The organism is Vibrio kasasachensis, assembly GCF_050337565.1.
GTDB classification, from domain to species: domain Bacteria; phylum Pseudomonadota; class Gammaproteobacteria; order Enterobacterales; family Vibrionaceae; genus Vibrio; species Vibrio kasasachensis.
This window is the reverse complement of record NZ_JAKJTB010000012.1, coordinates 68212-83253: the sequence shown is the minus strand read 5'-3', so window position 1 is coordinate 83253 and position 15042 is coordinate 68212. Positions and strand designations below refer to the sequence as shown.

Annotated in this window: 11 protein-coding genes; 6 read left to right on the top strand and 5 right to left on the bottom strand. The window is 41.4% G+C overall.

Features of this window, described 5'->3' with window-relative positions; translation table 11 throughout:
* Positions 1-28: 28 nt before the first annotated feature.
* Positions 29-3349 carry an Ig-like domain-containing protein gene (locus L4C38_RS09185; RefSeq protein ID WP_428797250.1) on the bottom strand — a complete coding sequence of 1107 codons (3321 nt, stop codon included), beginning with the start codon at positions 3347-3349 and terminating at the stop codon, positions 29-31.
* A gap of 423 nt (positions 3350-3772) precedes the next feature.
* Here L4C38_RS09185 and L4C38_RS09180 point away from each other — a divergent pair, with 423 nt between their 5' ends.
* The 4 genes from L4C38_RS09180 to L4C38_RS09165 all read left to right on the top strand — a co-directional run bounded on the left by L4C38_RS09180 (position 3773) and on the right by L4C38_RS09165 (position 8349).
* Positions 3773-5077: a TolC family outer membrane protein gene (locus L4C38_RS09180; protein ID WP_428797249.1), complete on the top strand. Its 1305-nt coding sequence runs from the start codon at positions 3773-3775 to the stop codon at positions 5075-5077.
* A gap of 4 nt (positions 5078-5081) precedes the next feature.
* Positions 5082-5690, top strand: a complete 609-nt coding sequence (locus L4C38_RS09175; RefSeq protein ID WP_428797248.1) for an OmpA family protein — start codon at positions 5082-5084, stop codon at positions 5688-5690.
* Between the two features lie 102 nt (positions 5691-5792).
* On the top strand, positions 5793-6143 hold the full coding sequence (locus tag L4C38_RS09170) for a DUF2750 domain-containing protein (RefSeq protein WP_428797247.1): 351 nt from the start codon (positions 5793-5795) through the stop codon (positions 6141-6143).
* Between the two features lie 217 nt (positions 6144-6360).
* The gene (locus tag L4C38_RS09165) at positions 6361-8349 is read left to right on the top strand and encodes a GGDEF domain-containing protein (protein ID WP_428797246.1); all 1989 of its coding nucleotides are present in this window, start codon (positions 6361-6363) and stop codon (positions 8347-8349) included.
* Here the strand turns inward: L4C38_RS09165 and queC are convergent.
* Positions 8297-8986 carry a 7-cyano-7-deazaguanine synthase QueC gene (gene queC / locus L4C38_RS09160; RefSeq protein WP_428797245.1) on the bottom strand — a complete coding sequence of 230 codons (690 nt, stop codon included), beginning with the start codon at positions 8984-8986 and terminating at the stop codon, positions 8297-8299. The genes L4C38_RS09165 and queC overlap by 53 nt on opposite strands.
* A 12-nt stretch (positions 8987-8998) precedes the next feature.
* The gene (gene queE / locus L4C38_RS09155; protein ID WP_428797534.1) at positions 8999-9646 is read right to left on the bottom strand and encodes a 7-carboxy-7-deazaguanine synthase QueE; all 648 of its coding nucleotides are present in this window, start codon (positions 9644-9646) and stop codon (positions 8999-9001) included.
* Positions 9647-9970: 324 nt separating this feature from the next.
* On the opposite strand from queE, the gene L4C38_RS09150 reads away from it, so the two are divergent.
* A complete protein-coding gene (locus L4C38_RS09150; protein WP_428797244.1) occupies positions 9971-11611 on the top strand; it encodes a methyl-accepting chemotaxis protein in 1641 nt (546 codons plus the stop codon).
* A 22-nt stretch (positions 11612-11633) separates the two neighbouring features.
* Here L4C38_RS09150 and L4C38_RS09145 read toward each other — a convergent pair whose 3' ends face one another.
* Together L4C38_RS09145 and L4C38_RS09140 are read right to left on the bottom strand one after the other, a co-directional pair.
* Positions 11634-13052 carry an NUDIX hydrolase gene (locus tag L4C38_RS09145; RefSeq protein ID WP_428797243.1) on the bottom strand — a complete coding sequence of 473 codons (1419 nt, stop codon included), beginning with the start codon at positions 13050-13052 and terminating at the stop codon, positions 11634-11636.
* Entirely contained in the window at positions 13049-13519 is a 471-nt protein-coding gene (locus tag L4C38_RS09140) for a GNAT family N-acetyltransferase (protein WP_428797242.1), read from the bottom strand. The genes L4C38_RS09145 and L4C38_RS09140 overlap by 4 nt, the downstream gene beginning before the upstream one ends.
* Before the next feature lie 442 nt (positions 13520-13961).
* Here L4C38_RS09140 and L4C38_RS09135 point away from each other — a divergent pair, with 442 nt between their 5' ends.
* On the top strand, positions 13962-14933 hold the full coding sequence (locus L4C38_RS09135) for a tripartite tricarboxylate transporter substrate binding protein (protein WP_428797241.1): 972 nt from the start codon (positions 13962-13964) through the stop codon (positions 14931-14933).
* Positions 14934-15042: the final 109 nt, after the last annotated feature.

Genomic DNA, 15042 nt, shown 5'->3' with positions numbered 1-15042 from the left:
GTCCTTTTTAGATCTAACGAGGGTATAATTAGTCAGGTAAATTGATAAAAATATCACTTACAAGATCATTAAATGCTGGACCAGTAATTTGTCCCGAAGAATAACCATCAAATTGATCGATGTTATCATTAGACAACGTTATGGCAACACTCTCGTTGTTCTCTAAAGGTACAGCGACCACCACACTACTATCATCTTGCTTAGTTATTTCAATTTCTGCTAGTAGCGTATTTAAATCCATGTCATCTGAAAGAATATCAGACACATCAATTTTGTCTCCGCTAAGTTGGAAATCAGTCACTGTATCTTGGTCATTTCGTGATTGCGGTTGATCGAGCCATTTAAAAATATCGTCGCCCTCCCCACCCGTGAGAATATCGTTACCTAACCCACCAATGAGTATGTCATCACCACCGCTTGCATTGATATTATCATTACCCAGACCTCCTACAATTAATTCAGCCTCATCGCTTGCAGTATCTGTCTCGCTGAGAATATCGATATCATCAGAAAGATAGGTAATGGTCTCATGCGCTGCCACTGTCAACGATATCCCTCGATTACCATCAACAGCACTATTAGTTGGCAAATATACTTCAAACTCTCCGACACTTTCCGGAACAAAGAATTGCCCTGTTCCGTCATTATTAAATGTGTAAGTCACACCATTGGTAAAGGTTAATTCGTCCAACTTTATACTATCGAGTACATCACCATCCGTTGAGGCCAGCGAGAAATTTAACGGCGTTTCTGTCAACGTTACTTTGTCTAGTTCAATCAAAAATGACAGTTCTTCACCTTCAGACAATGCTATTTCGTTCGCTATTAGGTTCTCAACCGTTGCAAGTTCCGGAGTCTCTTTCACCGACAGGTGGATAACACCCACCAAAATATTACTATTATCGTCTGTTACTTCATACTCAATGGTGCTATCGCCTGTAAATCCTACAGCTGCTTCAAATTTTATCTTTCCGTTATCAAACGAAACCGTACCCGCGTCTGGGTTGGTCAACGTACTTGCCGTTAATTGATAGCTCTGACCATTGCTATGATCCAACTGACTAAAAATGAGCGCTTCTGAAAGCTCTAAATAAGTTGGGTCATTAACATCTGTCGTTTCTATAACTGCAAATGTATTGGTCGCGCTTACTTGTATGCCCTCTAGGAAATAATCGGAAGAATCTTTCTCTGTATCCCCCTGCAAGCCAGCACTATACTCATTGGCTGAAAAGACTATTTCATCAAATGCCAGCCCATTAGTATCGATATCAAATGTCTCGCGATTTCCTCGCCCTAAACCCTCACCGTCAAATTGCCCACTGGCGACCGCTTCACCATTTAATTTCGCAATCCATGATCCTGATTCGTGGTTATTTTCGCCTTCACCTTCATTCTCAAATAAGCGAGAGATCAAAAAACTGCCTGTTGTTGCTGGGGTTGTGAGTTTCACACTAAGCTTTTCTGATGTACCACTATCGCGATCATATTGAATCTGACCTTCTGGTCCGGCTCTATCAGCTCCACCGGTAATACCTACTCGCCCAGTCACATCATTGGTGCTAACTTGCGTTGAATTGCTGCCAGCAAAGCTTGCTGCCAACGCAACATCATTCCATTGGTGATTACTTCCGCCGTTAAGAGTTATATCGCCTTGTGTTAATTCATAAGCAATATTAATGGGGTCGATAGGATGATCTAAAATAGTACCTATCGACTCGACCGTATCAATGACCTGTCCATTTAAATCGAGATTCTCAATTCTTAATGCGATTTGATCTCCATCGTCATTGGCATTATCGACAATAGTCGGTAATACGAAATCAAATTTGGCAACACCTTCAGGAACAACGAGTTTGCCATCTGTATCGATATAGACGCCATTGGTGAAGGATATCTGCGCTTCATTAATATCATCACTTGACGCGGTCAACAGTGGTATCAATGAAAAATTGAACTTAGTGTCAGTGAGTGTCGGTTTGTCAAAACTGACGCTATAGATTAAAGATTCGCCCTCATAGACAGTGTCGTCCAACAAACCAATCTCGGTTACAACTGCCGGAGCTGGTGGCTCATTAACAATAATGTTGATAAATGCTCTATCGGTGTCACCATCTTCATCACGAATTTCGTATTCTAACTGCGTAACACCCGTATCGCTGTTTGGTGTAAAAACAATATCATTACCATCAATTCTTGCTGTGCCGTTAGTCAATGTATCAATCAGCTGTGTAATCACCAGAGAGCCGCCATCTGGATCAGAATCATTACTCAATATTTCTGCAATCGGTATTCTTAACTCTTCTCCTGGGTTTGTCGCATAGTAGCCCGGAGATGACACCTCCACGCCTGCCACATAGTAGTCTGAGGAGTCGAGCCCTGTATCCCCTTGCAATCCCAAACTGTACTCATTAGCCATAAAAACTATTTGGTCAAATGCATTACCATTAGTATCTATATCAACAAAGAATTTCGAACCGCCGTCAGTCTGTCCTTCAAATGAACCGCTTGCGGCGACTACCCCATTCAAGTAAGCAATCCAAACACCAACTTCATTATTGGATTGGCTCGGGTCAGAAACCGCCCCCTCATTGCTCATGACATTAGTGACGGCGAAGCGCCCCTGTGTGGCAGCTTGCTCAAACTGAATACTCAGTTTCTCTGATTGTTGAGATTCTCTATCATATTGAATCTGGCTGGATGGGCCGCCCGAAGCTGTGCTATCTGTTACTCCGATACGGTCATGGCTTACTGCCTCCCAATTCGCGGACTGCCCATCAAAACTTGAAGTGATTGTTGCTCCGTCCCAACCTTCACTAGGAAAACTCAACCACTTTGACATATTCCCAAGAGTCAAGTTGAATGCAATAGGATCATCAACCGCATCTGGCAAAGCATTAGAAACTCCAAGCGAAAATAGGTCAATCAAACTTAGGCTTTGAGTTCTTGATAGATCGAGCTCGCTGCCAGCTTGTGTTACGAAAAGTGTTTGTGGTTGTGACTCCGTTCCATCTCGACCAATTGTCCCCGAGATACCGATACTCGAACCTTCTGCTCCACCTGCGGCTGGGGCAAGTTCTGGATCAGCTAGAGTTGGATCAACACCTTGTTCAATGGCACTAATAATAGCGTCAATATCTTGCGTAATATCGATAGGTTGACCATCAGGTAAAATTTGTTGGATATCGGCTTGTTGTACTTTATCGCCTTCTGCTTGATTCAAGTTAATCACTAACTCTCCTTCAAGAGGTTGCTCACCATCTTTAAGAAGTCTCACTTCTCCATCAATACCAATAACGAGGGATTGCCCTCCAACTGTATTAACAGATGCGAACAGATTTGTGATGCCCATACATTTAGCCTCTACTGATATTCCATTAAATTAAAATAGTGCTTACCCACTACTTAATTGAGCCATCTAGCAAATTAAATAAATACACCCCCGACTTGCGCTGAATATTGGCGCAAGTCGTTAGCCACCTAATTACCATCATGAGATTGTTAGAAGCATTATCTATTAAAGCGCGTGCCGTAAGTTCCTTCGACTCAAATTAGTCTTAGTGAGTTAGAGGTTGATCAAATAAATTAATACACATCAAACACTAAAATCTCAGGTTTGATACAGTTCACAAAACAAAAACAACCATCTCACATTAATTGAACATGTATTATGTTGTTTTAAGCAATAGTTATGTAGAATCCAAAAAAACACGTATCAGTGCTTATCAGAATAAGATTGGATTTTGCTTAGCAAAGCATTTCAAGGAGAAAATAGGTGAATATCATTAAGCTCAGCACACTCGCCTTATTTATAGGCATTAGTACTAATGCTTCGAGCCAAACATTAGAACAAGCGGTTTCACTGACGATTATTAACAACCCTGAAATTAAAGCAGCCTTCAACGAATATCAAAGTAAGTATTATGAAGCTGAAGCATCTGAAGGCGCTTATTTGCCTCAGTTGGATTTAGATGCAGGTATTGGCTATGAGTCTGTTGATCTTGCGTCAGGTATTGAGAATGACCTCACCAGAAAAGAAGCAACACTTAGTCTCACTCAATTACTTTGGGATGGTAACGCTACTATTAATGATATGTCGCGTACAGCAGCAGATGCAGAGTCAGTTCGATATCAACTCATCTCTGATGCCTCAGACATGGCCCTAGAAGTATCACGAATTTATCTTGATTCAACCAAAGCTTTTGAAGTATTGCAATTATCCGAAGCAAATCTAGCCATTCACAAAGAAATACATCGTGATATTAAAAGGCGTGTCGAGTCTGGCATTGGCTCTACTGCCGATCTGTCACAGGTAGAAGCACGTATAGCAAAAGCTCACGGCAATCTTATTGCGGCGCAAAATAACCTGTTCGATGTCCACACTCAATTTAAGCGTCTTGTCGGACAATCACCTCAAGGGCTAATTTTCCCTAGGGCAGACGAAAGCGTGTTACCGCTAACATTAACCGAAGGGCTTGCTATTGCTAATGACAATCACCCTGTGATTAAAATAGCTCAAGTCGACATCGATTCTGCTCGCTTTCAATATCAACAACGCAAGGGAAACTACTACCCGACAATATCTGTCGAGGCATCACAGATATGGCGTGATGACGCAGGTGGTATTGAAGGAAATAGTGATGAGTTTGCTGCGATGCTGCGATTAAAATATAATTTATTCAACGGCGGTTCTGATAAAGATCAAGCGGAAAGTGCAGCATACCAACTAAATAAAGCCAAAGATTTCCGCGACAGAACCTTTCGTTCAGTAGAGGAAGGTCTGCGCTTATCTTGGAGTGCTCTCGACCTCACTGTTCAGCAAAAAGAATTTCTCGCCGATCACGTTGATTCAGCGTCAGACACTGTTATTGCATATCAGAAGCAATATAAATTAGGAAAACGAACGCTGCTTGATGTACTGAATACCGAGAATGAACTATTCGAAGCTCGCAAAGGTTACATTGATTCCAAGTACGATGAACAGTTTGCTAAGTACAGAATATTTAATGCTACTGGTGTTCTGCTCGATGCCCTAAGAGTCGATACGCCAAAAGAATGGCATCAAGCGGTGGAGTATTAATAGTATGAAAACAATTATAGCCCTTTCGACTATCGCTCTGATCACCACAGGTTGTGTCAGCGGTGACAAACAATACGACTATATACCGACTCCACTACCTCAGCAGGTAGCGGATCTGATCGATCAAGACAGTGATGGTGTCATTAATGCCAGAGACTTATGTACATCAACTCCACTCGAGTCCGAAGTTGATAATGATGGATGTGGGCAGATTGCAAAATCCTCGGAAACACTAGGCATGCATATATTGTTTGAAAATGACTCTAGTGAGATATCATCAATCTTCCATGAACAGATACGCCAAATGGCAGAGTTTCTTCAACAGTACCCAGAAACATCGATAGAAATCCAAGGATATGCCAGCAAAGTTGGTCTTTCCGATTACAATTTAGCATTATCTAAACGACGAGCCGAAGCGGTTGAACTTCAACTTGAATCCTATGATATCGAGCCAAAACGTGTCCGAATTGTCGGTTACGGTGAGTCTAAGCTAGAAGATTATGGTGATGACGAATTGAGTCATGCCCGAAATAGAAAAGTGGTTGCTAACGTTATTGGATACAAAGGTGAAGTTGTCAAAGAGTGGACAATATTCACTCGATTACCAAAATAATTCAGATAATTACTATCAAAAGGAGTGAAAGCTCCTTTTTTGTTTGGTATCTATCTGGGGCGGTGCTAACCTTACGGCAATTATATCTACAAGAGAATTAACATGAGCAAACTAACAGTTGATATCGACGCAAATTTAGCTCTATTTATCGAAGAAACTCAAACTACTCAATTGGTGTGGGGCTTGCGTAACGATGAGGGTTGGCTATCTTGCGATTCTACAGAATTTGAAGAAAGCGAAGTCATGCCATTTTGGTCATCAAAAGAAGATGCTCAAACACATAATGTTGAAGAGTGGGCTGATTTTGAGGTGCTTGAAATTCCTTTAGATATCTTTGTTGAAGACTGGCTGCTAACTCTAGATGAAGATGGCGTTTTAGTCGGCACAAACTGGAATGCGACATTAGATGGTAAAGAAGTAGAGCCTTCTGTACTTGCTAAAATGTACCTATAAGCGCTTCCCATCATTATCATCAAATAAAACGCCAAAAACGGCGTTTTATTTTTATTTGTAAGCAAAATTCTCAATCTACTCACCACAAAGCGAGAGCATATTCACATTTGCTACTTTTGCCACGTCAACACGTTGTTACCGCTAATAACCTCGCTTATCATAAGCGCCTAGTAACGCGCCAATAATCAAAAATACTTACCTTTCTGGTAATCATCATATGAAACAAAAACTGGCAACATTTATCGCCATATCTAGCCTATTCACCTCTGTGTGTATAAATGCAAAAAATGATCGGGGACAATGGGAAGAAGCCTACGAAAATGCATTAAAAGGCAACGAGCAACGTGCGCTATCACTTCTTCAAGATAGATATAATGCTCTACCGCCAGGTATTGAAAAACTTTATGTCACCAGCAAGCTTCATGGCTTTATGCTGCTACATGGACAACCCTACCACGGCAATAGAAACTCGTTTAACCTTGAATTTACCCACCAAGAAGAACGCTTTGTCGATGCACTAAACAGCGAAGAGCAACTGGATTTCATAGCCGCTCGAAAAGGCTTCCTATCTTTACTGCGTTATGCAGACGAAATTGATTCACTTGATGGCAAGATCTTACTCGAATACCATTTATGCCGTGTGTTAAATCGTCAGGCACTCTTCTATCAAGCAGACGCATACTGTTCTTCTTTAAACACTCATATTCAAGATATCAAAAACCCGATCTTACCTAAATATAAAGCTCTGCGTGTTATCGCTAACAACCAAGAGTTTGTTGGCAACTATCAGGCAGCATTAGACACCTACCAAGAATTGATAAAAGTTATGCCTAGTTATGTCGATTCATCCGGGGTATATAACGATGCAGGTCTTCTTCTGGCGAATTTGGGACACTTTGAACAAGCAAAAAAATACATCAATATTGCGCTCACCATGCGCAGCAGCGAAATGACACCTTTAAAACTCGCTCAAACCCATCATAGTATGGGAAAAGTGATGTTAAAGCAGAAAAAATATGAATTCGCCACCACGCATTTTATGCAATCTAAGCTTATTTCACAGCAATCTAATTATCTTTACGGTATAACTTTCGCTCAATTGGGTTTAGGTCAAGCGTATATAGGCTTAGATAAGTATGAACAGGGTAACAGTTATTTACTCGATGCATTAGATAACGCAACCAAACAAGATAATTCACAAATCCGTGGGGAGATATACCTCACTTTAGCAACCACTCACAAGGACCAATCCAAATATATTGCTGGCTTAGAGTTTGCTCAGCAAGCCTTTAACCTCTCAACGTCAATTGGTAGTGAGCGACTTACGAGCCAATCATTAAGAATGTTAGCTGAAATATCAGAGTTACAAGGTAACTATGATAAAGCGTTAACCTATTATCGCAATTACGCAAAATCAGAACTGGATAAACGAGATAAGGAAAACAAAAATGCATTCATTGCGCTGGATTCTGCTCGTCGTAATTACTCCGATCAAATTCAAACTGAAAACCTGACCAATGAAAACCAAGAGTTACGTTCCCAAAAACGGTCATTGGAACAAAAAAATAATCTTTACGGTGTCGCACTTTTAATTCTATTAGCAGTGATATTCACTCAGTTTAGCTACCAGCGAAGAAAGACGGCACGCCTTGAGTTAGATGCATTAAGTGGCGCGCTCAATCGAGCAGCTTGCATTCGAAAGATAAAAAAACAACTCGCAACTAGCAACCCTGATAATAGAAATGTTCTGCTGATGATCGATTTAGATAACTTCAAAGCCATCAATGATTCCTATGGACACCCTACCGGTGATCGTGCCCTCAAGCACGTAATCGAAATTATAAAAAACCAAATGAATAAGCACGATTTATCTGGACGTCTTGGTGGTGAAGAATTCATTGTCTTATTTAAAGATGTTGATGAACTTGATGTTCGAGAACGAGTTATGCGCCTTCATAAAGCTATAGCGCATACATTATTTTCGTCATCATGCCGACAGTCAATTAGGCTAACTGCCAGCATATCTTACTTAGCGACAACTAAAGCACTTGATGATTTTGACGAGCTTTATTCGATATTAGATCAAGCCCTCTATCAAGCTAAAAGAAACGGTAAAAACTGTGTCGTGGATGCATATAACGACCCGATATACCTCACACCTTCTGCTTGTGTACCAGAGCAGCCATCACCGACTCTCGATCATTGATATAGTCGTTCAAGCCCATCTTTCGCAACTCGCAAGATGGGCAATCTCCACAGCCATCGCCAATAATGCCGTTATAACAAGTTAACGTATTTTCTCGTATAAGATCCAGCGCTTGAAGCTGATCGGCTAGCGCCCAAGTTTCTGCTTTATTAAGCCACATAAGCGGTGTTTTAATTTCAAAGCTCTTATCCATACCTTGGACTAAGGCATTATTCATTGCCTTAACAAAATCATTTCTACAATCAGGATAACCAGAAAAATCCGTTTCACACACACCGGTAATTACCGTTTCTGCGCCTATCTGATAAGCATAAATACCCGCTAACGTGAGAAACAGTATATTTCGCCCAGGGACAAACGAATTAGGCAAACCATTTGCCTGCAGTTCATGTGAGACTTCAATGTCATCTCTGGTTAAGGAGCTAATTGCCAATTCATTAAGTAAAGAAACATCCATCACTTTGTGCGTCTTAACACCTAACTTTTCAGCTAACTGCTTCGCCACCTCAATCTCAAGTTTATGACGTTGACCATAGTCAAATGTGATGGTGTGTACCTCATCGTAATCTTTTAAAGCTTGTACAAGGCAAGTGGTAGAGTCTTGCCCGCCGCTGAATACAACAACCGCTTTATTCATTTTGTTTCCTTATTACGCTATATCAAGGTACTTATGGGTTTGAATCGAAAGACGCCAGTTCCGTTCAATACAAATATCAATACACAACTGAGTGGCACGAGGTTTTTGGCTAATCGGTTGTAAAGAAATGATCACGTTATCAGAGATTTTCGAAGTGCCTAATAATTCATCCAACGCATCAACATCTCTTTGCATTCCAACCGGATGCTTAATCTCATTTGCTCGCTGAATAGCACTATCCAGTATTGGCAACTGACCTCTCATTGCAATTTTAGGTGACACCGTCACCCATGTATTAGCCGTCGCTTTAATTTCGGCAGTGCCACTTGTCTCTATTTGACAAGTACAATCGATCGCTTCAAATGCTGATGTTAGGGAAATCAAATCGTATTCACACGGCTCACCACCAGTGATCACAATATGCTTCGCCGAATACCTTTCCGAATATATTGACACGAGATCTTTGGCAGAAACTTGGCACCAATCTACTGATTCACTAGACTTAGTTAACACCTGACTAATTTCGCGCTCATCTTCTAAATTCACAGCCCAGGTGTGCTTGGTATCACACCAAGAACATCCCACAGAGCACTTCTGTAACCGGATAAATACTGATGGAACACCAGTGTAAACTCCCTCGCCTTGAATGGTCTCAAACATCTCATTTAACTTATACAAAACGACTGCCTATATTAAGATTCTACAAAATCAGACCGAACTTTATAAGAGAGTGAGTTCGAGATCAAATATCTGCTGAAACGCGCAATCATTTGGTTAGGTTAGATTGCTTGCTTTTCTTATTTGTGACTAAAAATTGCATATAAATCCGTACTTTGCGAGTGATTTCAATTTCTATCGTGTCAATATACGTTATTGTTCGTGGCGACAATTATAATATGCAACAAAACACTATTTTCCTACAACAACAGCCACTATTTACACGCTATTATAGCCATTGAAAATAATCAGAGTAGGTGCAACGAGATGCTGCGTAATTTGACAGTAAAACAAAAAATTTCTTTTCCACTCATCGGTATAATCATCTTATTTGCGGTAAGTTCAATCATTAATGTCGCAACATCAAGATTACAAAGTCAACTGACCTATAATCTTAACCAAGTGATCGTACCGACTTTGTTTGACATAGAAGATGCATATCGAGATCTCTACCAAGCAACCTCTGCCATTCAAGGCATTGCGTTGTCGGAAAACAAGCAAGATTCGATTGATTACAATCGCTTTGAATATGAAGACAATGCGTACAAAGCGCTCCCTCGCCTGCGAAAAGCACAAATAGCAGTAGATGAGGGAGTGATTGCACCGGCGATGACCAAAGACATTGACTTGCTTGAAGAACTGGCGAAGTCATGGTTAAACAGCTACGAGTCACTACTTGCCGAGCCGCAAGAGCAATGGATTACCATATATCAACAAAACAAAGTTTTGTATGCCGACCAGTTTAGTGCTGTTCGGGAACAACTCAATGTAGTTAAAGATCAACTCGAAGCTAAACGAAGCTCTCTTCAAGATGAAATAGCAGCCGCAGCAACAAAAGCAGAAATGGCTTTGCAATTCGGTACTGCGCTGGTCATTCTTCTTGCTTGTGCGACGTGTTGGTTGTTAATTCGTACCATTGTTAAGCCGTTAGAAAACATTCAAAACGCTATGAAAGAGATTGCTTCTGGTGATGGTGATTTGAACCAAACGATCACATCCAGCTCTAACGATGAAATTGGTCAACTGGCAACGAGCTTCAACCAGTTTGTCGCTAAAATTCGTGCGACTATCTTGCAAGTTGTCGAAACCAACACATCCGTTAAAAGCGAATTGAATGGTTTGGTAAAAATCACGCAGAGCATTGCAAACCAGACAACTCAGCAACAACAAGAGAGTGAACTTGTTTCGACCGCTGTTAACGAAATGCAGGCCACCAGCCAAGTCGTCAGTGATAACGCTAGAGATGCAGCTCATGCAAGCAAAAATGCCGATGTTGAGGTACAGTCTACCAGTAAAGTACTTGAACAAACGGTTGGCTCTATTCGTACCCTAGCCTCTGAAATTGAACAAGCCAGCGGTGTCATTAATCATCTCTCATCAGATGTAAGCAATATTGCCTCTGTGCTTGACGTAATCAAAGGCATTGCAGAACAAACGAACTTACTCGCACTTAACGCAGCAATTGAAGCCGCTCGTGCTGGTGAACAAGGTAGAGGTTTTGCTGTCGTTGCCGATGAAGTACGCTCACTCGCTAGCAGAACTCAACAAAGTACAGGCGAAATACAATCGATGATTGAAAAGCTTCAACAGGGCGCTCAGCAAGCGGTTGAAGTAATGGATTCTAGCCGTCATAGCAGTGAGAGCACTATTGAATCAGCTGGTCAAGCAAGTCAATCACTACAAGAGATCCTTAATTCAATCTCTAGCATGAGCGATATGAACACTCACATCGCTTCAGCAGCCGTACAACAAAATACGGTAAGCGAGGAAGTCTCAGAGAACATCATTCGAATTGCGAACAACAGTACTCAAGTGGTAACGAACGTTGGCAATGCCGAAGTCAAAGTAAAACAACTAAACAGCCAGTGTGATGAACTTGATCGCTTGGTATCTCAATTTAAGTGTTAACGACATGCCAAAAGGTCTAGCATCAGCTAGACCTTTTTTTTTGCATCAACAAACTGATAGCGCATATAAATAAAAGCACTGGTAGTTGCGATGCAGTAAGGATTAATGAGTGCCAATTACTCGAATCCACATATGAGTGAAGCCCAGCAAAAATCATCATGGCTAGCGCCAATATAGCACTCAAAAACACACCATCTTTCAACGATAGTTCTGAAGGTAAATCAATAAATAAGACAATCAATAATAGACAGACACAGAGCAAAACCAGTTCAAGCATCGCAGGAGTTTGCCAAAGCACAAGTAACACTATAGACACACAAGTTAGCAATATCCACACGCCCATCTTATTGAATAGCTCATGGCTCTGCTGACCAATCTTAATTTTTAAGCGAGACATATGCCATGCACATAACCAACCAAGTAGCAGCCCAGCAAAGCTATCAATAAGAAATGCACTCGCGCTGTAAAACAATGATGTCACTAACCAAAGTAATACCGCAACACTGACCATAGACACCCTATTCCATCCATTGAACCCCAGGCGGTTAATAATCATAGTCAAACTGATCGTCCATAGCGTCACTGATAAATTGGGCAAACTAAAGCCAACTTGATTCGCTAAGTTTAAGCTTGGCTGATAAACATAAGGGCGCGGCAATTGAAAACCGAGTTGACCAACTTGAACAATGACTGCACCAAATATCAAGGTAAAGATAAGTTTAAGCGTAAAGTTTCGCCCAAATTGGGCATAACAAACTGAAAGCAACAATAGCCACCAAGAAGACGTAAAAACAAGCCCGGTTAACAATACTGATTGAATCAATTCTGCCAATATCGATGGTAGATCTTGTAAAGACGCCTGAAACTCCGCAATCCAAGGCAACTCCACCTGATTAAACCTCGGCGCTGCTTCTATTAAATTCTCTACGTAACTCGTTGGCTGATCTGTCGCTAAGTTGTATAACTCATTTACAAATGACCACTGTTCCGGATAACGATAATCTGCCGGGCTAAGCGATAACGGTTCGATCAACCGCGCTTGTGAAACTTCAATGCCATAGTGCGGTGCAAACCAAATTGGCAAAATATGCCCGCCCGCTTTGTCCTGTTGACTGTAGGCTATAAGATCGGAATCTGACACACAGTCGTAATAGATAGCTTTTTCATTTCGACCTAACTCTTTCCCTACTGTGACAACTAAACCAGTCTCTTCCCAAGCTTCACGCTGAGCCGCTAATTCCGGTCGTTCACCTTCACTGATCGTGCCTGCTGGCAGAGACCATTTCCCGGTTAAAATCTCATCGACCATCACCAATTTCGACTCTGATTTTATAATGCAGACCGAGCCTTTTGGTTGTGCATATACACTTGTGATTGTGACCAGTATTAACGTAATGAAGACTAACGATTGAAAACCTAGATAGCGGGAAATATTACTCATTTAATTACTTTTCTTAGCCAATGGATATGATGCTCGAAGCCGCTGTTAAAATAAAACTGGCAAGCGGTTTGATTAAAGTTCCAGACTTCAACAAACACTTGTTGAACACCGTACTCCTCAAAACGCTGCTCTAATACCTGATATAAACATTGAGCTACTTTCTGCTTACGAAAGCTGGGTAATACATATAACTCATCCACACTACCCATTTGCACGGGTTTACTCACACTTGAAATTAATTCGCAAAAATGCCCAGTAATGAAACCTAGAATTTGACCATCTAACATCGCCGTAAATACCAAACAATCAGGGTTGTCTAAATATCTCGCGATGCTTTTCTCCTGCTCTATCTCTTGCGCTGTTTTAAAACTGTCTGGGGCTTGAAGGTGGTGCTCATGATGTAATTGATACATAAGCTCGTTGAGTTGTTCTAAATCATCAGATTTAGCAGCACGAATGGTAAACACAAAAAATCTCAACTTAAATAATTATCGTATTAGTGTGCGTTGAAGCCTGTTTTGTTTCAACAGAATTATCGTCATTACTCTTCGTTAACGCATAGAGAGTTACAATAACGATTATTCTCATTATGTCATGTAACAACAAATCCAAATTCAATTGTTTATCGAACAGCACCGCAAATATTAATCAATAGTCCATATCTTAGCGTCGTGAACAAAAAACCGACAATGGTCAATTATTCCTGTATCTCTGCTTTAAAGAGGCATATTGGAGAGTTAAGTAACCTAAAATGTACCTCCAATTGTCTCACATCGATAGTTTCACCTGTTCGCATCATTCTGGACATATGAATAATTGCCCTTAATATAAGTTTAGAAATATCATTCAACGTGTTGCATTAATGCACACGCCTTAGCGCCATGCGCTTCAACAGAAGGAACGTCAACCATGTTAAAGGGAATGAAAACTACCATCGCGGCTTCAGTGATCGCCGCTTCTTTTTCATTTGGTGCCATTGCAGCAGATATAGACAAAATCCACTTTCTCATTCCAGGTGGCGCTGGTGGTGGTTGGGATATGACGGCCCGTGGTACCGGTGATGTGCTCATAAAAGAGGATCTGGTAGAGAGCGTATCATTTCAAAACCTCTCCGGTGGCGGTGGCGGTAAAGCAATCGCACACTTAATTGAAACGGCTGAACGCCAAGAAAATACCTTAATGGTAAATTCCACACCGATCGTTGTTCGTTCATTAACCGGTGTATTCCCGCAATCCTTCCGTGACTTAACGCCTGTTGCGGCGACAATTGCTGACTATGGTGCAATCGTAACAGCAGCAGACTCCCCGTTTGATACATGGGAAGATGTCGTCAAAGCATTCGAAGCGGATCCGCGCCAAGTGAAAGTCGCTGGCGGCTCCGCGCGAGGAAGTATGGACCATCTAGTCATCGCTGCCGCATTTAAAGGTGAAGGCTTCGATGCACGCAAGGTGCGTTACATCGCCTACGATGCTGGTGGTAAGGCAATGGCTGCGCTACTTTCAGGTGAAACCCCTTTGCTTTCAACCGGTCTGGGTGAAGTACTTGAGATGTCTAAAGCAGGCCAAGTTAAAGTACTTGCGGTTACCGCTCCAAAACGTTTAGATGCTGCTCCTAATATTCCAACGTTGGCTGAATATGGCAACGAAACCATCTTCGCAAACTGGCGAGGCTTTTTCGCCGCTCCAGGTGTAAGCCAAGCAAAAATCGATGAGTGGAACGCCGCACTAAGCAAAATGTACAACACTGACCAATGGCAAGTTGTTCGTGACCGCAATGGTTGGATTGACAACTACAAAGCGGATAAAGACTTTTTTGCTTTTTTAGAAGATCAAGAAACGCAAATGGGTAACTTGATGCGCGAACTTGGTTTCCTTAAATAAGTAGAATTTTGGGCTGGTAGAATTCCAGCCCTACGTCCCGCCCAAATCTTTGATTATTATCTCTCTTCAATCTCTTTAGGATGTTTTCCTTCGAGCCGTCGTTGATAAA

Excerpts from the sequence above, each read along its gene's own strand:
- L4C38_RS09185 (WP_428797250.1), bottom strand. The coding sequence starts at position 3,349 with ATGGGCATCACAAATCTGTTCGCATCTGTTAATACAGTTGGAGGGCAA.
- L4C38_RS09175 (WP_428797248.1), top strand. The coding sequence starts at position 5,082 with ATGAAAACAATTATAGCCCTTTCGACTATCGCTCTGATCACCACAGGT.
- L4C38_RS09170 (WP_428797247.1), top strand. The coding sequence starts at position 5,793 with ATGAGCAAACTAACAGTTGATATCGACGCAAATTTAGCTCTATTTATC.
- L4C38_RS09165 (WP_428797246.1), top strand. The coding sequence starts at position 6,361 with ATGAAACAAAAACTGGCAACATTTATCGCCATATCTAGCCTATTCACC.
- queC (WP_428797245.1), bottom strand. The coding sequence starts at position 8,986 with ATGAATAAAGCGGTTGTTGTATTCAGCGGCGGGCAAGACTCTACCACT.
- queE (WP_428797534.1), bottom strand. The coding sequence starts at position 9,646 with ATGTTTGAGACCATTCAAGGCGAGGGAGTTTACACTGGTGTTCCATCA.
- L4C38_RS09150 (WP_428797244.1), top strand. The coding sequence starts at position 9,971 with ATGCTGCGTAATTTGACAGTAAAACAAAAAATTTCTTTTCCACTCATC.
- L4C38_RS09145 (WP_428797243.1), bottom strand. The coding sequence starts at position 13,052 with ATGAGTAATATTTCCCGCTATCTAGGTTTTCAATCGTTAGTCTTCATT.
- L4C38_RS09135 (WP_428797241.1), top strand. The coding sequence starts at position 13,962 with ATGTTAAAGGGAATGAAAACTACCATCGCGGCTTCAGTGATCGCCGCT.